At 68.7% G+C, this 25099-nt stretch carries 22 protein-coding genes; 13 read left to right on the forward strand and 9 right to left on the reverse strand.

All coding sequences use genetic code 11. The annotated features are described in order from the left end of the window. Nucleotides 1-102 precede the first annotated feature (102 nt). Together CH42_RS02295 and CH42_RS02300 are read right to left on the reverse strand one after the other, a co-directional pair. Entirely contained in the window at nt 103-1746 is a 1644-nt protein-coding gene (locus tag CH42_RS02295; RefSeq protein WP_053351603.1) for an amidohydrolase, read from the reverse strand. Between the two features lie 62 nt (nt 1747-1808). Further along, nucleotides 1809-3038: an MFS transporter gene (locus CH42_RS02300; RefSeq protein ID WP_239683920.1), complete on the reverse strand. Its 1230-nt coding sequence runs from the start codon at nt 3036-3038 to the stop codon at nt 1809-1811. Nucleotides 3039-3210: 172 nt separating this feature from the next. On the opposite strand from CH42_RS02300, the gene CH42_RS02305 reads away from it, so the two are divergent. Together CH42_RS02305 and CH42_RS02310 are read left to right on the forward strand one after the other, a co-directional pair. Continuing rightward, nucleotides 3211-3843: a TetR/AcrR family transcriptional regulator gene (locus CH42_RS02305; RefSeq protein ID WP_053351605.1), complete on the forward strand. Its 633-nt coding sequence runs from the start codon at nt 3211-3213 to the stop codon at nt 3841-3843. Next, entirely contained in the window at nt 3840-4892 is a 1053-nt protein-coding gene (locus CH42_RS02310; protein ID WP_239683921.1) for an alpha/beta hydrolase, read from the forward strand. The genes CH42_RS02305 and CH42_RS02310 overlap by 4 nt, the downstream gene beginning before the upstream one ends. A 132-nt stretch (nt 4893-5024) precedes the next feature. Here CH42_RS02310 and CH42_RS02315 read toward each other — a convergent pair whose 3' ends face one another. Continuing rightward, nucleotides 5025-5591 carry a flavin reductase family protein gene (locus CH42_RS02315; RefSeq protein ID WP_082309242.1) on the reverse strand — a complete coding sequence of 189 codons (567 nt, stop codon included), beginning with the start codon at nt 5589-5591 and terminating at the stop codon, nt 5025-5027. Continuing rightward, entirely contained in the window at nt 5588-6109 is a 522-nt protein-coding gene (locus CH42_RS02320) for an NADPH-dependent FMN reductase (protein WP_053351712.1), read from the reverse strand. Before CH42_RS02320 ends, CH42_RS02315 begins: the two co-directional genes overlap by 4 nt. Nucleotides 6110-6382: 273 nt before the next feature. On the opposite strand from CH42_RS02320, the gene CH42_RS02325 reads away from it, so the two are divergent. The 8 genes from CH42_RS02325 to CH42_RS02360 all read left to right on the forward strand — a co-directional run bounded on the left by CH42_RS02325 (nt 6383) and on the right by CH42_RS02360 (nt 16094). Further along, a complete protein-coding gene (locus CH42_RS02325) occupies nt 6383-7699 on the forward strand; it encodes an LLM class flavin-dependent oxidoreductase (RefSeq protein WP_053351606.1) in 1317 nt (438 codons plus the stop codon). Next, nucleotides 7696-9108, forward strand: a complete 1413-nt coding sequence (locus CH42_RS02330; protein ID WP_053351607.1) for an NtaA/DmoA family FMN-dependent monooxygenase — start codon at nt 7696-7698, stop codon at nt 9106-9108. The genes CH42_RS02325 and CH42_RS02330 overlap by 4 nt, the downstream gene beginning before the upstream one ends. Then, nucleotides 9105-9728 carry a GNAT family N-acetyltransferase gene (locus tag CH42_RS02335; protein WP_082309243.1) on the forward strand — a complete coding sequence of 208 codons (624 nt, stop codon included), beginning with the start codon at nt 9105-9107 and terminating at the stop codon, nt 9726-9728. Before CH42_RS02330 ends, CH42_RS02335 begins: the two co-directional genes overlap by 4 nt. Further along, nucleotides 9725-10768 (forward strand): amino acid ABC transporter permease, encoded by a 1044-nt coding sequence (locus CH42_RS02340; protein WP_075205206.1) that lies wholly within the window; start codon nt 9725-9727, stop codon nt 10766-10768. Before CH42_RS02335 ends, CH42_RS02340 begins: the two co-directional genes overlap by 4 nt. A gap of 10 nt (nt 10769-10778) precedes the next feature. Continuing rightward, nucleotides 10779-11666, forward strand: coding sequence for an amino acid ABC transporter ATP-binding protein (locus CH42_RS02345; protein ID WP_239683922.1), 888 nt, complete (start codon nt 10779-10781; stop codon nt 11664-11666). A 61-nt stretch (nt 11667-11727) separates the two neighbouring features. Continuing rightward, nucleotides 11728-12738: an ABC transporter substrate-binding protein gene (locus tag CH42_RS02350; RefSeq protein WP_053351608.1), complete on the forward strand. Its 1011-nt coding sequence runs from the start codon at nt 11728-11730 to the stop codon at nt 12736-12738. A gap of 132 nt (nt 12739-12870) precedes the next feature. Then, nucleotides 12871-13893 (forward strand): transporter substrate-binding domain-containing protein, encoded by a 1023-nt coding sequence (locus CH42_RS02355; RefSeq protein WP_053351609.1) that lies wholly within the window; start codon nt 12871-12873, stop codon nt 13891-13893. After that, nucleotides 13890-16094 (forward strand): FAD/NAD(P)-binding protein, encoded by a 2205-nt coding sequence (locus CH42_RS02360; RefSeq protein WP_053351610.1) that lies wholly within the window; start codon nt 13890-13892, stop codon nt 16092-16094. Before CH42_RS02355 ends, CH42_RS02360 begins: the two co-directional genes overlap by 4 nt. Before the next feature lie 171 nt (nt 16095-16265). Here the strand turns inward: CH42_RS02360 and CH42_RS02365 are convergent, their stop codons facing one another. Beyond that, nucleotides 16266-17084, reverse strand: coding sequence for a DUF1684 domain-containing protein (locus tag CH42_RS02365; RefSeq protein WP_053351611.1), 819 nt, complete (start codon nt 17082-17084; stop codon nt 16266-16268). A 262-nt stretch (nt 17085-17346) separates the two neighbouring features. After that, complete coding sequence (locus CH42_RS02370; protein WP_053351612.1) at nt 17347-17715, reverse strand: VOC family protein; 369 nt, start codon at nt 17713-17715, stop codon at nt 17347-17349. A 76-nt stretch (nt 17716-17791) separates the two neighbouring features. On the opposite strand from CH42_RS02370, the gene CH42_RS02375 reads away from it, so the two are divergent. Both CH42_RS02375 and CH42_RS02380 read left to right on the forward strand, forming a co-directional pair. Continuing rightward, nucleotides 17792-18265 carry a MarR family winged helix-turn-helix transcriptional regulator gene (locus tag CH42_RS02375; protein WP_075205207.1) on the forward strand — a complete coding sequence of 158 codons (474 nt, stop codon included), beginning with the start codon at nt 17792-17794 and terminating at the stop codon, nt 18263-18265. 48 nt (nt 18266-18313) lie between these two features. Further along, entirely contained in the window at nt 18314-18913 is a 600-nt protein-coding gene (locus CH42_RS02380) for a GNAT family N-acetyltransferase (RefSeq protein ID WP_053351614.1), read from the forward strand. Between the two features lie 56 nt (nt 18914-18969). Here CH42_RS02380 and CH42_RS02385 read toward each other — a convergent pair whose 3' ends face one another. Then, nucleotides 18970-19554 (reverse strand): TetR/AcrR family transcriptional regulator, encoded by a 585-nt coding sequence (locus tag CH42_RS02385; RefSeq protein ID WP_053351615.1) that lies wholly within the window; start codon nt 19552-19554, stop codon nt 18970-18972. A gap of 194 nt (nt 19555-19748) precedes the next feature. On the opposite strand from CH42_RS02385, the gene CH42_RS02390 reads away from it, so the two are divergent. Continuing rightward, nucleotides 19749-22289: an MMPL family transporter gene (locus tag CH42_RS02390; RefSeq protein ID WP_053351616.1), complete on the forward strand. Its 2541-nt coding sequence runs from the start codon at nt 19749-19751 to the stop codon at nt 22287-22289. 170 nt (nt 22290-22459) lie between these two features. Here CH42_RS02390 and CH42_RS16305 read toward each other — a convergent pair whose 3' ends face one another. Both CH42_RS16305 and CH42_RS02400 read right to left on the reverse strand, forming a co-directional pair. Beyond that, nucleotides 22460-23062: a hypothetical protein gene (locus tag CH42_RS16305; protein ID WP_156322445.1), complete on the reverse strand. Its 603-nt coding sequence runs from the start codon at nt 23060-23062 to the stop codon at nt 22460-22462. Nucleotides 23063-23831: 769 nt separating this feature from the next. Beyond that, nucleotides 23832-25097 (reverse strand): alpha-hydroxy acid oxidase, encoded by a 1266-nt coding sequence (locus CH42_RS02400; RefSeq protein WP_053351618.1) that lies wholly within the window; start codon nt 25095-25097, stop codon nt 23832-23834. Nucleotides 25098-25099 lie beyond the last annotated feature (2 nt).

Raw genomic sequence — 25099 nt, forward strand, 5'->3', positions numbered from 1 at the left:
GGTACCGGAAGCAGGCGTTTCGGTCATGGCTCACCCGGTGGATACCGCAGACCCGGGGCAGCCTCGCGAGGCCACCCCGGCTCACCTGCTGCACCGGGAGCGTCACCCTTCCGCGACGGCCGCCTGCCCGTCGACGACGGTCAGCACCGCGGCAGCGCCGAGCAGCAGTTCGGGTGCTTCGACGAGCGGGTTCACGGCCCAGACGACGAAGTTCGCTCGGTAGCCGGCGGCGATGCGGCCGAGCTCGTGGTCGCGACCGGTGGCGTAGGCGGTGCCCACGGTGAAGGCCTCGAGCGCCTGCGGCGGCGTGAACACGCGCTCCGGCTGGTAGGGGGCGCGGTCGCGCTCGAGCACCGATTTCGCGGTGAGCGCGATGAACAGGTTGTCGGCCGCCTCGTGCGGGGCGGTCGGGGCGTCGGTACCGAGGGCGAGGTGCACGCCGCCCTCGCGGAACTTGTGCCACGGGAAACCGGTGACGGCGCGCTCGTCGCCGAGCACGGCCTGCCAGTTGTCGAGCACGGCGGGGTCGCAGTGCACCGGCTGCATCGATGCGGTCACGCCCAGCTCGGCCATGCGTGCGATCGTGTCGTCGGCGACGTATTCGAGGTGCTCGACGCGGGGGCGGCGGTTCGGGTTCTCGCCGTTGATGCGCACGGTCTCCGCGATCATGTCGAGTGCGATGGTGCTCGCCTCGTCGCCGATGGCGTGCAGCGCGAACTGCAGCCCGGCGGCGTCGGCGGCGACCGCGACGGGCAGCGCGAACTCGCGCTCCCAGATCGGCCCGGGCAGCTCGCCGTTGGCGTAGGGCGCGCGCATGGCGGCGGTGCAGGCATCGATGACGCCGTCGAGAATGAACTTGACGCCCGCAATGCGCAGCCACGTGTCGCCGTAGGTGGCGGCGATCTCGTCGCGAATGCGCGCGACCTCCGCGATCTCGGCGAGGTCGGTCTCGAGGTCGCCCGATGCGGTGAGCAGCCAGTGCGCGTTCACCGGGAACGGCAGGCGCCCGTCGCGGTCGAGGATGCGGCGGTAGGTGGCCAGGTCGGCGTGCCCGAACGACATCTCGGTCGCGCCGGTGACGCCGGTCTCGAGGTACGCGGCGAACGCGTTCGCGAGAAAGCGGTCGCGGTCGGCGTCGGTCGCGACCGACTCAAGGTACGCCCACGCGTACTTCACGGCGGCGGTCTCGAGCAAGAACCCGGTCGCCTCGCCCGAGGCGTCGCGCACGATTTCGCCGCCGATGGGATCGGGGGTCTCGCGCGTGATGCCCATGGCGGCAAGGGCCGCGGTGTTCACCCACACCGAGTGCAGGTCGTTCGCGTCGAGCACGACGGGCACGTCGGCGATCACCGCATCGAGGGCGGCCGCGGTGGGGCGCTCGCCCTCGGCGAAGATGTCGAAGCGCCAGCTGACGCCGGTGACGATGGAGGCGTCGGGCTGGGCCGCGCGTGCGGCGGCGAGGCGGCGCTGCACCTCGGCGACCGAATCGGCGTCGCGCAGCTGCACCTTGCCGAGCGCTTCGCCGAGCATGAGCATGTGGGCGTGCCCCTCGGTGATGCCGGGGGTGACGAAGGAACCGGCGAGGTCGATCTCAGCCGCACCCGCACCGGCGGCCTCGCGCACCTCAGCGAGGCTGCCGACCGCGAGCACCCGGTCGCCTTGCACGGCAAAGGCCTCTTGGGTGTCGGCGTCGGCGGGTCCGGTGAAGACGACGGCATTGGTGTAAACGGTGGTGGGGGCCGACATAGAGCTCGCTTTCAATCGGGGTGCTGCGGGGTGGTGCTGTCGTGGTGCGGTGGTGCGCGCGGTCAGGCGTTCGCTGCCTCGCGGGCGGCGGATCGCGCCAGCGCTCGTTCGGCACCCGTCGAGACGCGCGCGACGAGCACGACGGGAACGATCACCGCGAAGCTGACGATACCGGTGATGAGCGTGAATCCGCCGATGCCGAACCAGGCGATGAAGAGACCGCCGATGAGCGGTGCGAAGCTGGAGCCGACGAGGTAGGCGCCGAGCAGTGGTCCCGACCACCGTCCGCGCGCGTCGAGGCCCGCGGCGGTCGCGATGAAGAGCGCGAACGCGAACGCGTAGATCGAGCTGACGGCGATGATGAGCACGGCGTAGGTGGTGGGGTCGGTGGTGAGCCCGGTCCAGACTTTCAGGGCGCCGCCGATCACGAGGGCGATCGCGAGTGGCCAGGCGCGGCCGAAGCGGTCGCCGATGATCGCGGCGATCACCATGCCGACGATGCCGCCGCCCGCTGCGAGGCTGAGGGTGAATCCGAGTGACTGCTCGCCGATGCCGAGGGCGTCGCCCATGACGGGCGCCATGGTCCAGATCGCATCCTCGCTGGTGCCCCAGAGCGGGAAAAGGAAGAGGATCGCGATGCCGGCGATCGTGATGCGACGCGGCTCGGCGATCTGCAGCGATGAGGTGACGTCGACGGGGGCGGCGTGCTCGGGCGCGTTCGGCAGCCAGGAGGTCAGGGCGAGCCCGACGAGCGAGATACCCGCGAGGGTGCCGAATACGCTGCCCTGGGTGATCCCGATCAGCGGAATGATGGCGAGAATCACGGTGATGAGGGCACGGTTGACGAGCCCGCTCGTCGCCGAGACGCGGTTCGGGTTGCGAAGGGCCGCGATGGCTGCACCTGACGTCGAGATCGCTGCACCGACGCCCGCGCCGCCGACGATGAGCCCGGTGATGGCGACGGCGGGGGCGGTGACGAAGGTGGCGAGGCCGAACGCGAGCACCGCGACGACGAGCCCGGCGATGGCGAGCGGGCGGCGCAGGCGCCCGGAGGCGATGCGACCGGTGCCGAGCCCGACGACGGCCGAGGCGAGCAGCGCCCAGGTGAGGATGTTGCCGGCGGCGACGGCGTCGAAGCCGAGCGTCATGAGCGCCGTAATGATGAACGGGGCGAGATTCGCCATCATCAGGCTCGCGAGGGCGATGAGGAAGGTCGCGCTCCCGTTGCGGAGGCTCAGCGGGTGGCGGGGATCGGTGTCGGCCGGTCGGGGCGGCATCGTCTGTGATGACAAGGGAACTCGATTCTTCGGCTGCGTCGCCGGGCTCGTTAACCGAATCAGTTTCGGTTTTGCTGCGACCATGCTCCTCGCTGTGGGAGGATCTGTCAAGACGGCGGCGATCCTGCACCCGATTTGACGCCTAAAACACCCGTAACACCCGAACCGCGAACCCAGGAGACACCCCGTGGCCCGACCGAAAACCGCGCGCCTCAGCCGCGAGATCATCGGTCGCGCCGCCATCGAGCTGGCGGAGTCGGGTAAAGAGCTGCAGGTCGTGCCCCTCGCGAAGAAGCTCGGCGTCAGCGTCTCGTCGCTCTACCACCACGTCAACGGGCGCGACGGCGTCATCCGCGCGATGCGCGAGGTGCTGGTGCCCCGGTATCTGCTTGAGGTGCCCGAGGGGGCGACCTGGGAGCAGCGCATCCGCCTCGAGGTCGAGCGCACCTGGCGCATGTACGCCGACCACCCGCGCGTGCTGCAGTACATGGTGACGTCGGTGATCGATGAACCAGATGTGATGCGCTTCTACAACGCGCTCGCCGAAGCCCTCACCGAGGCGGGTCTGCCGTCGGGCGAGATTCTCTCGACGATCGAGGTCATCGACGCCTTCACCTTCGGTGCGGCGCTCGATACACTCTCGCCCGACACCATTCTCGACCCGGCGAGCGCGGGCGAGGTGCTGGGTGCATTGATGGCGGATCACCCCACCGGTGCCGCACGAAACCGCCGATTGTTCGACCTCGGTCTCGAATTGTTACTCTCGGGCATCACGGCCCGTGCCGCATCCCAGCGGAGCTCGCTTACACTGTCCGAGTGACGCGCCCCTCCGGTCGCCGCTCCGCACCGCGCGGCCGGCTCGTGTCCCCGCTCCTCGCGGGGATGGCGTTGGTCGCGCTCGCCGCAGCCGTGCCTGTCGCCGTGATCGCTCCCGGGCCCGCGGTTTCCGCTGAGGCCGACCCGCTCGCCACCCAGGAGGCCCAGCCCGTGAGCATCACTGATCTGACCGTTGCCGGCCCGGCGCGCGGCGCGATTCTTGACTCGCCGAACCGGTTGGGGCTGCCCGCCGTTCCCGTACGCGCCTACGAGCCGGAGGGCGCCGTATGGGCGACCCTCGTGTGGGCCCACGGTGGATCGTTCGTGCACGGCACCCTCGACGGCCCGGAATCCGATTGGGTATCGCGCCGCTTCGCCGAAGCTGGGGTGCGCGTCTACGCGGTGGGCTACGGGGTCGCCTCCGACTCGGTGAAAGCTCCGGCGCCGGCGAACGACGTGGCCGCGGTGCTGGCCTGGGTGGCGGATCGCACCGACGGGCCCATCGCGGTCGGTGGGGCGAGCGCCGGCGGGCAGCTCGCGGTGCAGGCTGCGCTGCAGCAGGCGGATCGCGCGGACGCCGACCCGCTCGGCGTGGTGCGCCGGGCCGACGCCGTGCTGCTCGAGTACCCGACCCTGCATCGCGTGCAGCGGCACGACGCGGCGATCGCAGCGGCCACGGCCGGCCTCGTCGAGCGGCGCCAGTTCTCGGCCGAGCGGATCGCCGAGATGTACGACTTCTATCTCGGCGGTGCGGCAGAACCCGCGGACGGCTCAGCGAACGCGAACGTGGTCGGCGAGCTGCCCGCCGCGCGCCTCGCAGCGCTGCCCGCCACCGTCATCGTGAACGCCGACCTCGACGACCTGCGCGCGTCGGGCGAGCAGTTCGCGGCGCAGCTGCGCGAGGCCGGGGTGCCGGTCGCCGAGTCGCTGCAGCCCGGCACCGATCACGGGTACCTCAGCCGGCCGCAGGAGTCGCCCCAGGCCGAAGCCGACGCACGCGAGACCATCGAGCGATTCGTCGCGGGGCTGCGAGAGATCGTCGCCGCGCGCTGACGTGCGGCGATCCGGCCCTGATTCGTCCTCGCGCACCGATTCGACGAAAGGCAGACAGTTTCTCGCCGAAACTGATATCAGTTCGTCGAATCGGTGCGCGAGGGCACGTGCTGTGACCCGCGCTTGAGCGCCTCAGATCTGGTATTCGAGCTCGTGGTACTTGCCGCGGTAGAACAGCAGCGGCGCGCGATCGGGGTCGGTCGAGATGCCCGAGACGGCGACCAGGAAGATGAGGTGGTCGCCCGCCTCGATCTCGCGCTCGATCTCGCCCGCGACCCAGCCGGTGCCGCCCGCGAGGGTCGGTGCGCCGTTGCTCTCGGAGGGGTACCAGTCGACGCCGGCCCACTTGTCGGTGCCGGATCGGGCGAACTGCCCGCTGAGGTGCTGCTGCTCCGCGCTCAAGAAGTTGACGACGACCTGCCCGTGCTCGCGCACGGCGGCGAGGCTCTTCGAGGTGCGGGCGACCGAGAACGAGATCAGCGGCGGGTCGATCGACACGCTGTAGAAGGATTGGCATGTGAAGCCGACGGGGCCGTCGGGGCCGTGGGTGGTGATGATGGTGATGCCCGAGGCGAAGCCGCCCATGGCGTCGCGGTACTCGCGCTGGTCGAACGCGGCGACGGGGGCCGCGGCCTCGACGGCCGGCTCGACCGCGGTGGCGGTGTCGGGGAGCTCGATGGTGGTGGTGTCGGTGCTCATGCGGAGGCCTCCGTTCGGTCGAGTGCGGGCAGCAGCAGGCGCCCTTCAGATGCGGTCCACTCGTCGAGAATCTCGTCGCGGCGGTCGAAGCGCGGGGTGGCGAAGGCCAGGCCTCGGGTGGGCACGCTCGCCCCGAGCTCGACGAGCAGGGGGCGCAGGGTGAATTCGACGGCGAGGGCGTGCTCGTCTGACGCGGTGGTGAAGACGGGAATCGCGGTGACGCCGTCGAGGCCGCGTGCCGGATAGCGGTCGAGGAATGCCTTCAGCAGACCGGTGTAGCTGGCCTTGTAGGTCGGGGTCGCGATGATCGCGTAGGTGGAGGATCGCAGCTGCTCGTTCAGCGAGTCGACCGAGGGCGCGGGCCAGGCGAAGAGCTCGGCGGCGTGGTCGATGAGGTCGACCGTCGGCAGTACCTCGGCGCCGGTCGTCGCTGCGACGCGCTGTGCGAGGTCTTCGGCGATCTGCCGCGTGCGCGATTGCGGCTTCGGGTTGCCGACGATGACGGAGATGGTGGACAAGACGCTCCCTTCGGGAAAGCAGCTGGGTGCGGCGCCGCGGTCGTGCTCATGAGCGCGCTCGGCGTCGCATGGCTTCATCGGCTGCATGCGGGCGGTTGGGTCATGATCCACGGTGTGATGTCGCGGAGTCGCCTCGGGATCTCATCCCGGGGAACTGTGCTCCAGTGTATGGCTGACATTCGCTGCGGTGAAGATTCGGCTGCAACCGGGCGTAACGGTCATGGTTCGTCATCTTTGTTTCACGATCGTGATCGGTTCGCATAAGCTCCACGCATGTCTTCCATAACGATACCCGCAGCGGGTGCCGCCGTTCCGACGGTCGGAATTGCCCTCGACGGCGCCGGGTGGCACCCGGCGGCCTGGCGCGAGCCCAGTGCTCGGCCCGATGCGCTCTTCACCGCCGACTACTGGCAGCAGCTCGTCGACACCGCCGAAGCCGCGGGTGCCGATTACGTCACGTTCGAAGACGCGCTGCGTCTGCAGAGCGCTCCGATGCTCGGCGGAGCGGCCGATGCGACCGCTGATGCGGGCATCGATCCGACCATCGTCGAGGGGCGCCTGGACGCGCTACTCACCGCCAGCTGGATCGCCCCGCGCACGCGCACCATCGGCCTGATTCCGACGGTCACGACCACGCACACCGAACCGTTCCACGTCGCGACCGCGCTGCAAACACTCGATCACGTCTCTGCCGGACGCGCGGGCTGGCAGCTCCGGTTCTCGGCCGAGTCGGTATCGGCCGACGCGTTCGGGCGCCGCGCCGCACCGCAGATCGATGTCGAGCGCGTGCTGGCGGGCGAGGCCGACGCGGGCCTGACCGAGCTGCTCGACGATGCGCACGATGCGGCAGAGGTCGCACGCCGACTCTGGGACAGCTGGGAAGACGACGCCATCATTCGCGACCTCGAGTCGGGCCGCTTCTTGGATCGCGATCGCGTGCACCACATCAACTTTGAGAGCGAGCGCTTCTCCGTCGTCGGGCCGTCGATCGTGCCTCGTTCGCCGCAGGGTCAGATCGTTGTGACGCTGCTCGCGCACGCCGCGCCGATTTATGGCCTCGCCGCGCGCGTCGCCGACGTGGTCTTCATCACTCCCGAGAACGACGCCCCGAACGCTGGTGCGTCGCGCGGCAAAGGCACGGCCGAGATCGTCGCCGAAGTGCGCGCCGCCGAGGCCGAGGCTGACCGTGCTGCGGCGGGTCTGGCCCCACTGCGCATCATCGCCGACCTGGTCGTCGCACTTGATACGACGGAGGAGCTCGCCGTCGATCGCATTGCGCGCCTCGACGATGCTGCCGGTGCGGCCTTCGCGAGCGATGCACGTATCGAGGCCGGCAGCGCCGCGCAGATTGCCGACCGCATCGCCGAGTGGCACTCGGCCGGCATCGACGGGGTGCGTCTGCGCCCGGCCGCCCTCCCGCTCGACCTCGACCTCATCGCCGCCGAGCTGCTGCCGCTGCTGCGCGAGCGCGGTCTCGCGGGGGTCGCCGCCGCCGGTTCGCTGCGCGACCGCTTCGATCTCGGCAACGCCGTCAACCGTCATACCGCGGCCCGCACCGCATCCGAGCACGCCGAGGAGGCCGCAGCATGAGCAAGCGTCAGGTGCGACTCGTCGCGCACTTCCCGGGTGTCAACAGCACGACGGTCTGGAGCGACCCCGAGTCGGGTAGCCAGATCGACTTCGCGTCGTTCGAGCACTTCGCCCGCACGGCCGAGCGAGGCTTCTTCGACTACGTCTTCTTCGCCGAGGGCCTGCGCCTGCGCGAACACGGCGGGCAGATCCACGACCTCGACGTCGCGGGTCGCCCGGCCACGCTGGCGATACTCGCCGCTATCGCGTCGGTGACCGAGCACATCGGGGTCGTCGGCACGCTTTCGGCCACGTTCAACGAGCCCTATGAGCTCGCGCGCCAGCTCGCGACCATCGATCATCTGTCGGGTGGTCGCGTGGGCTGGAACGTCGTCACCTCGCCCGACGCGTTCCACGGAGGCAACTTCCGCCGCGGCGGGTTCCTGCCCTACGACGAGCGCTACACCCGTGCAGAAGAGTTCGTCACGCTGGCGAAGCACCTCTGGGATTCGTGGCAGACGGGCGCCGTGACCGCAGACCAGCAGCTGGGACGCTTCGTCGATCCGGCACGCGTGCAGCGCGTCACCCACGCCGGCCCGCAGTTCGATGTCACCGCCACCAGCACCGTGCCGCGCAGCCCGCAGGGGTACCCGGTCATCGTGCAGGCGGGTGACTCGCCCGCCGGCCGCGACTTCGCCTCCGCGAACGCCGAGGTCATCTTCTCGCGGCACACCGGGTTCGCCGACGGCCAGGCGTTCTACCGCGACGTCAAGGGTCGCCTGCCCGCAGCCGGGCGCACGGAAGAGTCGCTGCTGATCCTGCCCGCAGCCACGTTCGCGCTCGGCGACACCGATGCCGAGGCGCGCGAAGCGTCGCGCGAGATCGGCTTCGCGCAGACCACCCCGCAGACCGCCGTCGCCTGGATCGAGGCGATCTGGGGGCAGGAGCTGCCGGGCCTCGACCCCGATGGGCCGCTGCCGACCGTCGAACCGCAAGAGACCGAGCAGCGCCAAGGGCAGGCCGCGACGAAGATCGACCGTGCGGCACGCGCGGCCGAGTTGCGGGATCGCGCCCAGCGCGACGGCCTCACCGTGCGCCAGCTGGTCGCCGCCGAGACCGCCTCGCACACGTTCGTCGGCTCGGCCGAGACCATCGCGTCCGAGATCGACCGCTACGTGCAGGGCCGCGCCTCCGACGGGTTCGTGCTCGTGCCGCACCTGACCCCGGGCGGGCTCGACGGGTTCGTTGACCAGGTGGTGCCGCTGCTGCAGGAGCGCGGCGTATTTCGCGAGCAGTACGAGACCGATGCGGCGACCGGTGCCCCGGTGACGCTGCGCCGTACGCTCGGTCTGCCGACCCCTCCCGGGCCGGCCGACGCATCGTCGGTGCGCGCGACGACCGAGCGCGAGACCGCCGAGGCCGCCGCATGAGCGTGACCGTTGCGCTGCCCGAGACCGGCCCGGCCGTCACGGAGCCCGAGCTCACGGTGCCGGATCAGGATGCGTTCGAGATCCGCATCGTGCACCCGGATGACGCGCTCGCGCGGCCGCTGCTCGACGACCTCGAGCGCGAGTACGACGCGCGGTACGGCGTCGAGGTCTTCGGAGAGCCCGCCTCGGCCGAGATGAACCGCTACCCGGTCGCCGACTTCACGGCGCCGAACGGCACCTTCCTCCTGCTGCTGCAGGGCGGTGCGCCCGTCTCGGGCGGCGCCTTCATGCGGTACGACGAGCGCACCGCCGAATTCAAGCGCATCTGGACGCGCGCCGACCTGCGCGGCCGCGGGCTCGCGCGTCGCGTGCTCACCGCGCTCGAGCAGGAGGCGGCTCGCCTCGGCTACGACCGGGTGTACCTGACGACCGGCCCGCGTCAGCCGGAAGCCGTGACGCTGTACCTCCGCACGGGGTACACCCCGCTCTTCGACCCGGCGCTCACCGCCGAAGAGATCGGCGTGCACGCGTTCGAAAAAGCTCTGCCGCCCATCGCCTCACGCGATGGTGCGGAATCCGCAACATCCCCCGCCGACACCGCGAAGGAGGCACGATCGTGACCGCAACACTCGACGCACCCCAGGCCGAGGTGGTGAACCGCACCGCGAAGCCGAAGCAGAAGCTCGACGTCGTGCCGCTGCGCCACTGGTGGCGCTGGGCATTCAGCGCCATCGGCGTCTTCCTGCTCGCCCAGCTCGTCTGGACGTTCTTCTCGAACCCGCAGTGGCGCTGGCACATCTTCGCCGAGTACTTCTTCAACGATGCGGTGCTGCGCGGCCTGTGGCTGACGCTCTGGCTCACCGCAGTCTCGGCGGTCATCGGGTTCATTCTCGGCGGGCTGCTCGCGGTGGCGCGGTTGTCGGGATCCGCGATCCTCAGCTCATTCGCCTGGGGCTTCATCTGGTTCTTCCGCTCCGTGCCCCTCGTGGTGCAGCTGGTCATCTGGTACAACCTCGGCTACCTCTTTCCGACGCTCGGGATCGGCTGGCCGTTCACGTACGACTTCTTCGTGGTCGAGTTCGACACGGTGCGCCTGCTCTCCGGTTCCGTCGCGGCCATCCTGGGCCTGTCGCTGCACCAGGCCGCCTACTCCGCCGAGATCATCCGTGGCGGTCTGCTCTCGGTCGATCAGGGCCAGCTCGAAGCCGCCCGCGCACTCGGCATTCCCCGCGGCCGCCGTTTCTTCCGCATCGTGCTGCCCCAGGCGGCGCGCGCGATTCTGCCGAACGCCTTCAACGAGGTCATCGGCCTGCTCAAGGGCACCTCGGTCGTCTTCATCGTCGCGCTGCCCGAACTCTTCTACACGGTGCAGGTGATCTACAACCGCAACCAGCAGGTCGTGCCCCTGCTGCTCGTCGCGGCCGTCTGGTACACGATCTTCACGACCGTGCTCAGCATCGCCCAGTTCTACATCGAGCGACGATTCGCACGCGGCACCGCCCGCGAGCTGCCCCCGACGCCGATTCAGAAGCTGCGTCGCCGCATCTCGCAGTTCACCGGGCGCGGCACCGCCGTCGCACCGTCGGCGCCCGTCGCCGCAGCCCCCGGTACCGCCCTGTCCACCCACTCCGGCGCGGCCACCTCCGCGAGCGCCCAGTAAGGAGGCCGTCATGACCATCACCACCGCATCAGCCACGGCGGCCGTCGAGGCGCCGACCTCAGACGCCGCAGCGCCCGTCGTCGAAACAGGCAGCGCCGCGACTCCCGAAGCCGTCGCGACCCCCGCCGCTCGATCGGGCAAAGGGCTCGTCGAGATCACCGGCGTGCACAAGTCGTACGGCGCCCACGAGGTGCTCCACGACATCACCCTGCGCGTCGAGCCCGGTCAGGTCGTCTCGCTGCTCGGCCCGTCGGGCTCGGGCAAGTCGACCCTGCTGCGCGCGATCAACCACCTCGAGACCATCGATGCCGGGTCGATCACCATCGACGGCGAGTACATCGGCTACGAGCAGCGCGGCGGCAAGCTGCACGAGCTGCACGAGAAGCAGGTGCTCGAACGCCGCACCCGCGTCGGCATGGTGTTCCAGAACTTCAACCTGTTTCCGCACCTCACCGCGATCGAAAACATCATCGAGGCACCGATCGGACTGAAGCGCGCCAAGCGCGCCGAGGCCATCGCCCAGGCCAAGGTGCTGCTCGAGCGAGTCGGCCTCGCCGACCGGGCCGACCACTACCCCCGCCAGCTCTCGGGCGGCCAGCAGCAGCGCGTCGCGATCGCCCGCGCGCTCGCCCTGCAGCCCGACGTGCTGCTGTTCGATGAGCCGACGAGCGCGCTCGACCCCGAGCTCGTGGGTGAGGTATTGCGGGTGATCCGCGACCTCGCGCACGGCGGCACCACCCTGATCATCGTCACGCACGAAATCGGCTTCGCCTCAGAAGTGTCTGACCACGTCGTCTTTCTCGACGGCGGACGCGTGATCGAAGAGGGCACTCCCGAGCAGGTGCTGCACGCCCCCGAACAGGCCCGCACCCAGGAGTTCCTCGACTGGGTCATCTGACCCCTCCGTACCACCCCGCAACACCCCCATATTCCCTTTCATGACCCAAAGGACATCACGCATGCCCACCATTACACGCCGGGTTCGCACCGGCTCCGCGCTCGTCGCGCTCTCCGCACTCGCACTCGCCGGCCTCACCGCTTGCAGCGCCGTCGTCAGCGATGAAGACGCCGCGAAGGCCGACTCGGGCGAGGTCACGAAGGGCGAATCGCCCTTCGACCTGACGAGCAAGAACGCCGACGAGCGACTGCACATCGACCCCGTGCCCGAGGCTGTCGAGGCGCTCAAGGAAAGCGGATTCACGCCGATCCAAGACGGCAAGCTCACCGTCGCCCACTCGGCGTACGAGGCCCCGCTCGGCTTCCTCGCCGAAGACGACAACACGACCCTGCTCGGCATCGAGCCCGACATCGCGAACCTCGTCGCCGACGGTCTCGGCCTCGAATACGCCCCCGAGAACGTCGCCTGGGCCGACTGGCCGCTCGGCGTCGAGTCGGGCAAGTACGACGCCGTCGTCTCGAACGTCACGGTGACCGAAGAGCGCAAAGACATCTTCGACTTCGCGACGCACCGCCAGGATGTGCTCGCTTTCTCCGTCGCCGCCGACAGCGACATCGACTCGATCAAGGAAGCCAAAGACGTTTCCGGCCTCAAGGTCGTCGTCGGCAGCGGCACGAACCAGGAGAAGATTCTGCTCGACTGGTTCGCCGAGAACGAGAAGGCCGGTCTCGAGCCCGGCGAAGCCGTGTACTACGACGACAACGCGGCGGGCCAGCTCGCGCTCGTCTCGGGCCGCGTCGACGCGATCTTCGGGCCGAACCCGACCGCATCGTACGTCGCAGCCGTGAGCGGCGAGTCCAAGGTCGTCGGCACGCTCAACGGCGGCTTCCCCGAGAACGCCGAGATCGGTGTCACCACGGCGAAGGGCAACGGCCTCATCGAGCCCGTGCAGATCGTGCTCAACTCGATCATCGAAGACGGCACCTACGCCAAGGCGCTTGATCGCTGGAATCTCGCGGATGAGGCCATCGACGAGTCGCGCATCAACCCGCCCGGACTGCCCCGCCCGTAGCGGTCGCGTGCTGGGGCGCGTCGATCGGCGCGCCCCAGCACCCCTCTTCGCACCACTTGCACGACCGTGCACGCGCAGCGACGCACGGCCAGGTGATCCCGCATCACCGCACCACACACTCTGGAGAACATCGTGACCACCCTCACCACCGCCCGAATCGCCCGCCGGGGCGCGACGCTCGTCGGCCTGCTGGCCGCTGCGACCCTCGCGCTCACCGCCTGCTCCGCGGTGGTCACCGAAGACGACGCCGCCGCGAAGTCGACGGGCGAGACCGCGGTGAAAACCGAAGCACCGTTCGACCTCACGACCGCGAACCTCGACACCCGACCGCACATCGATGCGGTGCCAGAGGCCGTCGCCGCGCTCAAGGCGAGCGGCTTCGAGCCGGTGCAGCCCGGCAAGCTCACCGTCGCGATCAACGGCGCGGGAACCCCGCCGACCACATTCTTCGCCGAAGACGACGCGCAGACCATTCTCGGCAGCGACGCCGACTTCGCCTCGCTCCTCGCCGAGGGGCTCGGACTCGAATACACGCCCGAGAACGTCGCCTGGGCCGACTGGCCGCTCGGCGTCGAGTCGGGCAAGTACGACATCGCCCTCACCAACATCGGTGTGACCGAAGAGCGGAAGGAGCTCTTCGACTTCGCCACCTATCGCGACGCCGTCATGGCGTTCACCGTAGCCGACGGATCGGACATCACCGAGATCTCGAAGCCCGCCGATGTCTCCGGGCTCAAGGTGATCGTCGGCAGCGGCACCAATCAAGAGGCGTACCTGCTCGACTGGTTCGACCAGAACGAAAAGGCCGGAATCGACCCGGGCGAACCCGTTTACTACGACGACGCCGCCGCCGCGACGCTCGCGCTCTCGTCGGGTCGCGCCGATGCGAACATCACGCCGTACGCCCTCGCCGCATTCCAACAGGCCACGCTCGGCGACACGCGCATCGTCGGCAAGTTCAACAGCGCCTATCCGGTCGACGGCCAGGTCGGGGCGGTTACCGCGAAGGGCAGCGGGCTCATCGAACCCGTGCAGCTCGTCTTCACCGCGCTGCTCGCCGACGGCACCTACGACGCCGTGCTCGAGCGTTGGGGCCAAGAAGAAGAGGCCGTCGCTGAATCGCTCATCAATCCGCCGGGACTTCCGAAGCCGTGACGCAGTTCTCTCACGCAACCGCGGCGCCGGTCACCATCGCATGGGTGGGGGCCGGCCCCGGCGCGATCATGCTGCTCGAACGCGTAATCGCGAACCACGCCCGCGATACCCCGGGCACCCCGGTGGCGGTGCACCTCATCGACCCGCACCGACCCGGCGGCGGGCGCATTTGGCGTCGCGAGCAGTCGCCGCTGCTCAAACTCAACTCGATGCTCGAAGACGTCGCATTCTTCACCGACGCCTCGTGCACCATTGAGGGGCCCATCGCTCCCGGCCCGTCGCTCGCCGAGTGGGTGCGTGCGGTGCGTGCGGGCGACATCGCCCGACCGGAGTGGATCGACGCGGCACTCGAACGCGAGATCGCCGAGATCGGCGACCGCGATTTTCCGACGCGACGCCTCAACAACGCCTACCTGAGCTGGGCGTACGACGAGACCCTGCGGCGAGCCGATCCCGCGTTCTCCGTGACCTGGCATCAGGACACGGCGGTGGCGATCGGTGCTGGTGCCGGTGCTGATGTTGCTGATGATCCTGCACAGGATCGCTCGGCCGCGCATGGCTCTGCCGAGCATGGCCCCGCCGCGCATCGCCCCGCCGCGCATCGTGTGCAACTTGCTTCGGGGCGGACGATCGACGCCGACCTCGTCGTCTACACCCTCGGGCACAACGGCACCGACCCCTCGGCCGACGCACTGCGTCTCGAAGCCTTCGCCGCACGTCATGGCCTCGACTACGTCGCGCCGGCGTTCACCGCCGAACTCGACCTCGACTTCATCGAGCCCGGCACCGAGGTGATCGTGCGCGGTCTCGGACTCGCCGCCATCGACCTCGCCGTGATGCTCACGGGCGGACGAGGTGGCGAATTCTCGACGCGGGCCGACGGCACACTCGCGTACACTCCCAGTGGGCGCGAACCCGTGCTGCACTTCGGATCGCGCCGCGGTGTGCCCTACCGTTCGAAGATCACGAGTCGCATGGTCGGTGATCCCGTTGCGCTGCAGTACCTCGGAGCCGAGTTCCATGCGCAGCTCGCCGAGCGCACCGAACCTCTCGACTTCGAGCACGATGCGTGGCCGTTGATCGCCGCCGAACTCGTCACCGGGTACTACCGCGAACTCTTCACCGGGCACCCCGAGCTCGTCGTCGGCTCCTGGGATGCGTTCGCTCCCGCGCTTCGGGCAGCGCTCGCGGAAGAACGCGGCTGGGATTCGCCGCGGCTCACCGCCCTCATTGCCGAGCACGTGCCCGACGCCGATCATCGATTCGACCTCGAAGCGTTCGACCGGCCGCTCGCGTTTGCGCCTGAGGGTGGGGATGGTGCTGGTGTTGGTGTTGGTGTTGGTGTTGGTGTTGGTGTTGGTGCAGATGCTCGTGTTGACGCTGATACCGGTGCTGGCGTCTCGGCAGATGCCGACGCCGACGCCGGCGCCGCAGCGGTGCAGCGCCGCGTGATCGAGCACATCGCCACCGATCTGCGGCACCGCACGAGCCAAGATCACAGCGCGACCCAGGCGCTGTTCATGACCTGCCTCTTCGCGTACATTTCACTCGCCGAGGTGGCGCCCGAGCGCTGGAACGCGCGCAGCCGCACCAGCCTGCTGCCGCGCCGCTGGCACACCTACTTCAGCTACCTTGCGAGCGGCCCGCCCGGGCATCGGCTCGAGGAGCTCGTCGCACTCGCCGAAGCCGGTGTGGTGCGTTTTCTTGGAGGCGATGTCGAGCTCGACGCCGACGACGCACTGGGGGTCTTCACCGCGCGCGGCAGCGTCGTGCTCGCCGCTGGTGCTGAAGATGCGTCTCCGGTGACCGCGAGCGCCACCGTCACCACGCGCACGCTGATCGATGCGTGGCTGCCCGAGGCGCGGGCCTCGCGGAGCGACAACGCGCTGTTGCGCCAGCTCGTCGCGACTGGACGTGCGGCGGAGCTTTCGGTGACCGACGCCGAGGGGACCTCGTCAACGGGGCAGATCGGCGTCGCGCCGGGCGGGCGTATCCTTGGGAGCGACACCGAGTTCGCGCTCGGCCCGTTTGTCGCCGCACCGAGCGGCGGTGCGTTCACGCGACCGGGCCTCGATTCGCTGCCCTTCCGCATGCACGACCGTGTGGCGCGGGCGATCGTCGACACCCTTGCCGGTGCTCCTGCCGCTGCCACTGCGAATCGCGGCTTCGAAGCCGAGCTGCACGACATCGCGGTGGCTTGAGTCTGCTGGGGGGACCGGGTGCTCCCGGTGTGCTGACGCTCCTGCAGGAGAAATTCGTTCACGCGAGTGAACCCGCGCAGGGTGCACCGCATGAGCGAATTTCTCCGGTGTGACGGAACACGCAGGTGGAGGCTGTTGGCGAGTTGCCGGCGCCCGGGCGGTCGCGCTGGGCTACGCGCCGCTCAGGGCGACCCCGGGTCGCAGTTCGCCGGCTTCGATGCGCACGTCGAGACGGTTCTCGGTCGGCGGGAACGGGCAGGTCGCCGCGTCGGAGTAGGCGCACGGCGGGTTCGTCGCGCGATTGAAGTCGATGCGCACGGTGTCGGCGTCGATCACCTGCGCGCCGACGAATCGCACCGCGGGGTACGTCAGATCGCCCCCGGTTGCATCGGCGAACAACGCGCGCAGATTGCCGGCCTCGGGTGACCCGAAGAGCGTCAGAGCGACGGGCTGCCCGTCGATCTCGAACTCGGCTGACCCCGCGGACTCGTAGTGCTGGGTGCGGCCCTCGCCCGCGGCGCTGCCGACCTCGACGATGTGCGGCTCGGCGGGGGCGAAGCGGGCGGTGACGGCCCAGCGCTCATCTGCTGGGAAGGTGTTCGTGCCGGCGTAGTCGATGCGATCCTGCGCGGCCGGATCGCGCGGCCGCACCACGAGTGCCCCGCTGCGCGCGGCGACCTCGATCTGAATCTCGCCCCACACGATCGTGGTCGACTCGATGCCGGTGAGCGGCCCGATGCGCACTTCGCCAGAGAGTGGGGCGCCGTCAGGGCTCACACCGTCGGATTCGGCGAGCACCGCGGTGGCGACACCGTCGGCATCGGCGCTCCAGATTCCGGGGAGACCGGGCAGTGAAGTCGGCGTCGCAGTGAGCCAGTGGAGCGCAGTGACGCTCAGCGGGCCGTAGGGTGCGACGCGCGCCGCCTCGACCTGCGCGTGCCAGGCGGCGTGCGCGTCGGCGAAGGAGGTGCTGCTGATGGATTCGGTCATGAGGCTCCCTCGATGCGGTCGGCGCGTGATCACCAGCCCATCACAGGCCACCGACATTCGGTCGAGTGTGACCGCAGATTGCACTGACTGCCGAGGCTATGGGCCCCTCCGCCGGGCATGCTCGTGTTCAGTAGCCGATCTGCGCTCAGAGGAACCGTATTGGCTGAATTCGTGCCTCTGAGTGCAGATCTTCCGCTGAGTGCTGAGAAGAGCGGGTTGCTGCCCTCATGCCGACCCCGCCAAGCGCAGGGCGATTGCTCGGTTACGCGGCCGAGTGCACGGTCATTCGGTATCCATCAGGATCGACGAAGGTGAACTGCATCCCGAACTTGCCGTCGGTGGGGGCCTCGGCGATCTCGACGCCGGCGGTTGCCAGTCGATCGTGCAGGCGGAGGGTGTCGTCGGAATGGAACCACAGTGCGATGCCGACGCCGGGCTGCCCCGACTCGAGGTCGGTGCCGGGCAAGAGGTCGCGCACGGCGAACGTGAGGCCACCGGTCGTGAAGAGGGAGACGACGGGGTTCGGAGCGGGCAGTGCGGTGAGGCCGACGAGGCGCTCGTAGAAGTCGGCGGATGCGGCGCGGTCGCGCACCTGGAGCGAGAGGAAGTCGAGCGCGGGTGCCTGGGTCATGAGGGCTCCTTCGGAATGAAGTTGTATGTGTGTCAATATCCTGACACTGATTTGCAATCTGTGTCAAACTGTTGACATGGATGGAATGGCGCCCGCCGATCAACTCGGCCTGCTGGTGAAAGAAGCTCAGGCCATGCTCCACCTCCGCATGACCGAAGCGTTGAGACCTCTCGGCCTGAGCGTGCCGCAGTACGCCTGCCTGAACGCGCTGCACGAGCAACCCGGGCTCACGAGTTCGGAGCTGGCGCGTCGAGCGTTCGTCTCTCGGCAGTCGATGAACGTGCTGCTGCAGGGACTTGAGCAACACGGGCTCGTCGAGCGTTCGACCGAGCCCGGACCGCGGCGCGAGCGCGCAGCGATGCCGACGGAGGCGTCGGGGCAGCTCCTGATCCGAGCGCATCGGGTCGTCGGCGAGGTCACGCGGGTGATGACGGGCGGGCTCTCGAGTGATGACGTGGTGCAGGCATTGGCGATCCTGCGCCTCTGCCGTGATGCCCTGCTCGATTCCGGCTCCAAGATCGCATCTGACACGGTGTCGGGCACCGACTGATCGGCGCGCGAACCGCCCATTGTCGGCGGGTCGGTGCAGAATACCGACATGGCTCTCGATCACCCCGGCACACTGCGCGGTGCCCTCGTCACCCTTGAACCGCTTGCACTCGATCACCTGGAGGGGCTCGCCGCTGCCTCCGCTGACGGTGAGATGTGGAAGGTCTGGTACACGTCGATTCCGGCGCCTGACGAGATGGAAGCGGAGATTCGACGTCGCCTCGGCCTGCAAGAGGCCGGGTCGATGCTGCCGTTCACCGCTCGGCGCAACGACACCGGTGCCATCATCGGCATGACGACGTTCATGAACATCGACGCGGTCACCCCGCGCGTCGAGATCGGTTCCACTTGGAACGCGTTGAGTGCACAGGCGACGGGCACGAACCCCGAGTCCAAGCTGATGCTGTTGCAGCACGCGTTCGAGGTCTGGGGCTGCTCAGCGGTCGAGTTCCGCACCGATCACAACAATCATCAGTCGCGCGCGGCGATTGCACGGCTCGGTGCGAAGCAAGACGGCATTCTTCGCGCGCACCTGCGGCCCCCGGCTGGGTACGTGCGCGACACCGTGGTGTTCTCGATCACGCAGCCCGAGTGGGCCGGTGTGAAGCTCGGGCTCGAGTATCGCGTTGCGCGTCACCGCGTGCGCTGAGTCATCGAGGGTCGGTGACCAGGAGCGCGCGGCCGATGGGGTCTTCCGCGCGTGACTCAGGGGGCCTCTGGGCCCAGCGCGACAGTGATGAGGCCCCGGATCGCCGCGTCATCCAGGGGTGAGCGACTGAGGGCGCGCAGCAGCAGTGCCCCGACGAGCGCCTCGGCGATCTCGTCGATCGGTGCGCCAGGCGTGAGGTTCGGTTCCGTGCCGGTCGCGGCGTGCAGTCTCGTCGACAGCGCGCCCGACCCCGCGATCGCATCGCGCAGCCGGCGCCCCACATCGGCGTTGTCCGTTGCAGCTGCGATGAGCGAACGAGCGAGCCCCTCGCCCTGCGGGCTGAGCAGCACTTCGCCGATGGCCTTGAGCCACGCGCCGAGGTCGGCGCGCACATCGCCGGTGTTCGGCAGATCGAGTCGCTCGCGCAAGATCATGCCCTCGAGCAGCGCCTCCGCGATGATCGCGCTCTTCGACCGCCACCAGCGGTAGATAGTCTGCTTGCCGACGCCGGCGCGCGCCGCGATGCCCTCGATGGCGAGATGGTCGTACCCGCGTTCGGCGAGCAGCTCGACGGCCGCCGTCAGGATCGCCCGTCGTGCAGCTTCACTGCGTACCGGGCCGGAGCGCGTGGAAGCGGTCACGGTGACTCCTTTCAAGGCGGTGCGAGGCGGTTCAGTTCGGTTCAGTTCGGCGCGGTGCGCCGGTTAGTGAGGTCTTCGAGCGCGTCGTTTCGATTCGTCCAGTAAAGACGAGACGGTCCGTGTTATCTTACCCATGCTGGTCGAAGACGATGGCGACCGGTATCTCGGTCGTCCCGTGAGCTGAGGGAGATTGCATGGCCGAGTTGCTGCACCGCTTGGGAACGTTCGCCGCGCGGCGCGCCTGGACCGTGATCATCGCCTGGGCGGTGATCGTCGGGATTGCGGTCGGCGGCTTCCTTATCGGGTTCAAGGGGCTGAGCTCGAGCTTTGACGTGCCCGGCACGGCGTCGGGCAAGGTGCTCGAAGAGCTTGAAGATTCGTTGCCCGACTTCAGCGGTGCGTCAGGAACCGTCGTGTTCCACTCCACTGACCGCAAGGCCTTCACCGACGAACAGCGCGCAGAGATCACGAAGCTCGCGGCGGGCGCGAAAGATCTGCCCGACGTCGCCGATGTGATCGATCCCTTCGAAGCCCAGCAGCAGCTCGCAGACCAGCAGCAGCAACTCCTCGACGGGCAGCAGCAGCTCGACGACGGTCGCGCGCAGGCCGAGGCCGGCCAACAGCAGCTCGAAGCCGCACGCCAGCAGATCGCCGACGGCCAGGCGCAGCTCGACGCCGCGAACGCGCAGCTCGCCGCGATCGAGATGCCCGACGAAGCACGAGCCCCGCAGCTCGCCGCACTCGAAGCCCAGCAGCAGCAGCTCGATGCCGGCAACGCCGAACTCGATGCGCAGCAGCAGCAGGTCGATGCCGGCGTCGCCGAGCTCGACGCGAACCAGGTCAAGCTCGACCAGGGCGCGAAACTCGCCTCGTTCGCCGAGAATATTCGCCTCGTCTCGAACGACGACACGACCGCGCTCGTCAACATTTCGTTCACGGAGCCCCGCCTCGATCTCTCGCAGGAGTCGAAGGACGCGGTGATCGAGCACTTCGAGGGCACCGCAATTGACGGCGTCGACGTGGCGCTGTCGACGGACATTTCGCAGGGCGTTCCCGAGATTCTCGGGGTCGGCGAAGCGATCGGCGTGCTGCTCGCGGCGATCGTATTGATCGTCGTGCTCGGCTCGATCCTCGCCGCAGCATTCCCGATCGTCACCGCGCTCGTCGGCGTTGGCGTCGGGGCGATGGCCACGCTGTCGTTCTCGGGGCTCGTACAGATGGCCTCGGTCACGCCGATCTTGGGCGTCATGCTCGGGCTCGCGGTCGGCATCGACTACTCGCTGTTCATTCTCTATCGTCACCGCCGCCAGCTGCTGCAGGGTGCCGGCGTCGAAGAATCGATCGGGCTCGCGAATGGCACCGCCGGCAACGCGGTCGTCTTCGCCGGTACGACCGTGATCGTGGCGCTGCTCGCGCTGAACATCACCGGCATTCCTTTCCTCGGGCTCATGGGCACCGCGGGAGCCGTGAGCGTCGCGGTCGCCGTGCTCATCGCGGTATCGCTGACCCCGGCACTGCTCGGGATCGCCGGCACCCGCGTGCTCAGCCGTCGAGCGCGCGCTCGCGCCGCCGAGGCTGCCGCGCACGAGCCTGGAACGGCACCTGATCCGATGCGCTCGGTGAAGCCGATGAGTAACGTTCGGGCGATCCTGACCGCCGTCGTCTCGGTCATCGTGTTGCTCGTCATTGCGATCCCCTCGATGTCGATGCGCCTCGGGCTGCCCGACGGTGGCTCCGAAGCCGCCGGATCGACCGCGTACCGCGCCTACACCCTGACCAACGACGCGTTCGGTGAGGGGGCCAACGGGCCGCTGCTCATCACCGCCGACCTGCCCGACGGGCTCGACGACGACGGGGTGCTCGACGCGCAGGTCGACGTCGCCAGCCTGCTCGCGGAGCAGAGCGACGTGGTCGCCGTCGCGCCGGTCGCCGTCTCCGACGACCACCGGCTGGCAGCGTTCCAGGTCGTGCCCGCCGAGGGGCCGAACAGCGAATCGACCGAGGCTCTGGTGCGCGACCTGCGGGCGCTGCCCGCGATCAGCTCCGACGGCGGCGACATCACGCTCGGCGTCGCTGGCCAGGCTGCGATCAACATCGACATCTCCGAGGGCCTGCAGAACGTGCTGCCGCAGTACCTCGCCGTCGTGGTGGGGCTCTCATTCCTCATCATGGTGATGGTGTTCCGGTCGCTGCTCGTGCCGCTGCTCGCCACCGGCGGATTCGTGCTGTCGCTGTTCGCGACCTACGGGGCCGTCACCGCGGTGTTCCAGTGGGGCTGGCTCGGCGGTCTGCTCGGCGTGCACAACCCCGGGCCGATCCTGAGCTTCCTGCCGGTGATCCTCGTCGGCATTCTGTTCGGGCTTGCGATGGATTACCAGCTGTTCCTCGCCACCGGCATGCGTGAGGCATATGCGCACGGTGCGCCGGCGCGGCTTGCGGTCGCGCAGGGCTTCCGGGCGGGGCGCACCGTGGTGATCGCGGCCGCCGTCATCATGGTCGCCGTGTTCGGCGGCTTCATCGCCTCGGAGTCCGTGATGATCAAGTCGATGGGTCTCGGGCTCGCGCTCGGCGTGCTGTTCGACGCGTTCATCGTGCGCATGCTGCTCGTGCCGGCGCTCATGCACCTCGTCGGGCGAGGCGCCTGGTGGCTGCCGAAGTGGCTCGACCGCATCATTCCCAACGTCGACGTGGAGGGCGCGGCGCTCGAACGCCGCCACCCCGTGCACCACGGGTGAGCGGCGGGGCGGTGGGCGCTGCCGCTGCTGCTGCTCCGCCGTTCTGCCGCACGGCCTTCTGCCGCTCCGCCGCTCGGCCGTTCTGCTCTTTCCGGATCGGGGTAACTTCGGACCAGTGTTGACGCTCAAATGGCGCTCCACACTGGTCCGAAGTTACCCCGATCGGCGACCTAGCGCTGTGCTGCGGTCGCCACAGCGATCGCGCGGGCGAGCGCGGCGATGAAGTCCGTGGGGTCCGCCAGATCCTCATCGGTGGCCTGCAATACTGTCCAGCCAGCATCGATCATCGCTCGCCGACGGCGCAGATCGAACTTCACCTGCATTGCGTTGGCGAAATGGTATTTGCCTTCATACTCGATTGCGATGCGAAGCTCGGGGTATCCGAGATCGGCGAAGAGCACACGTTCGCGTGTCGCAACGGGGCAGCTCACGATGGGCTCGGGGAGTGGTGCGCGGAGGATCGCCAGACGCAGATACGATTCAGGCGGTGAGTCAACGGGAGCCCGCAGCAGCGAGACAGCCCGGCGCCGAAGAGGCGAGCCTGTGGTGCGTTGATGGCGTCGGCGAGCTCGCTCGATGTCGTCGAGTGTGCAGAGCGGTGGCGTGCGCCGCTGAGCCGCGTGCGAGCGTGCGGAGACGTCAACGATCGGTGCGCCAGAGATGAGGAAGTCACCTGCGGCGACCAGCTGTTCGAACGTGACGACTGCAGCGAGTTGGCACCAGATGTCGGCCGGTGTCGGTGTGATGATCCCGCCGATCTCTGCCCATTCCACCGATCCGTTTCGGACCCGATGCCCCGACACGATGCGGGTCTGTGGCGCTTTGAGCGGGCTGAAGGAGGACACATCGACGCGTCCGCCAGGGGCCATTGGCGCGGGCACTCCCCACAGGATGGCGGCAGATCGGTGCGAGATGAAGTGGCCTTGACGCAGTGTTTCTGCCACTGCAATGCAGCGCTGCCGATAATCGAACGGGTCGAATTGCAGTGCAGGATGAATAACATAGCCGCGTGCGATGCGGCGAATGTCGGTGGCACGCAGCCTTTGCGCCGAGACCCCGTGCTCTCGGAGCTCAGAAGTTCGGTACACGCGGGGATTGAGATGAAGTGGGCGGCGACGAGTCATGCGGTTAGCTTCAAGCTCAGGAGATACTGCAATTCGCCATTCTGAGCAATCTATGGAGAGCGCGCGAGAGCAAGCGGCAATCCGCGCACTGTGAGCGCATCATCAGCGTGGGCGCGTGGGCGCGTGGGCGTGTGGGCGTGTGGGCGGTCGCCGTCGTATCGCACGTTCGGGGTAACTTCGGACCAGTGCTCAGACGGTTGAGAGCCTAAATACTGGTCCGAAGTTACCCCGATCGCGTGAGTCGGAGACTGGGTGGCGCGGAGGAGGCGCTGCGGCAGCCGCTACGCCGCACCGCGCCGCACACGCCGCAGACAGCGCAAACGCGGCCGGCCGGCGGGCGTCGTGGGCGCGACATCCGCTGGCCGACCGCGTTCGCAGTCTGGGGGAGTGATCGAGGGGCCGCGTGCGGCCCGACGAGTTACAGGCCCGCGCGGGCGCGGGCGGCGAGGCCGGGCTCGACCGGCGCGAGGCGCTGCAACTGGGTGACGTGCGCCGGCTCGAGCTCCTCGATCGACGAGACACCGAGCAGCTTCATGGTGCGCTCAATCTCGCTCTTCAGGATCGCGATGGTGCGGTCGACGCCTGCGCGTCCACCGGCCATCAGACCGTAAAGGTAGGCGCGGCCGATGAGCGTGAACTTCGCACCCTGCGCGATAGACGCGACGATGTCGGCGCCGTTCATGATGCCGGTATCGACCATCACGGTCGCGTCTTCGCCGACCTCGCGCACGACCTGCGGCAGCAGGTGGAACGGGATCGGTGCGCGGTCGAGCTGGCGCCCGCCGTGGTTCGACAGGATGATGCCGTCGACGCCGTGGTCGGTCAGCTTCGCGGCGTCTTCCACGGTCTGCACACCCTTGACGACGAGCTTGCCCGGCCACATGTCGCGGATGACGCGGAGGTCGTCGAAGCTGATCGTCGGATCCATTGCCGCGTCGAGCAGTTCGCCGACGGTGCCGCCGGTGGTCGACAGCGACGCGAACTCGAGCTTCGGCGTGGTGAGGAAGTCGACCCACCACCAAGGGCGCGGGATCGCGTTGACGATCGTGCCGAGGGTGAGCTGCGGCGGAATGGAGAAGCCGTTGCGCTTGTCACGCAGGCGGGCGCCCGCAACGGGGGTGTCGACGGTGAACTGCAGGGTGTCGAACCCGGCTTCGGCGGCACGCTGCACGAGGCCGTATGAGATCTCGCGGTCGCGCATGACGTAGAGCTGGAACCAGTTGCGGCCCTCGGGGTTCGCGGCCTTCACATTCTCGATCGAGGTCGTGCCGAGCGTCGAAAGCGTGAACGGAATGCCTGCGGCCCCTGCAGCGCCGGCGCCGGCGATCTCGCCCTCGGTCTGCATGAGACGAGTGAACCCGGTCGGAGCGATACCGAAGGGGAGCGCCGACGTGCCGCCGAGAATCTCGACAGAAGTATCGACGTTGGCGGCGGGCTTCAAGATGCCGGGGTGGAATTCGACATCTTCGAACGCCTGACGGGCGCGCGCCAGCGACAGCTCGCCCTCGGCAGCACCATCGGTGTAGTCGAAGGCGGCTTTCGGGGTGCGGCGCTTCGCGATCGTGCGCAGATCGTTGATCGTCAGCGCCGAGTCGAGGCGGCGCTTCTTGCCGTCGAGTTCGGGGCGCTTGAACTGCATGAGCTCGAAGAGCTCTTTGGGGTTGGGAAGCTGACGGGAGACCATGG

The sequence above is a fragment of the Leucobacter musarum subsp. musarum genome (assembly GCF_001273845.1).
Taxonomy (GTDB): domain Bacteria; phylum Actinomycetota; class Actinomycetes; order Actinomycetales; family Microbacteriaceae; genus Leucobacter; species Leucobacter musarum.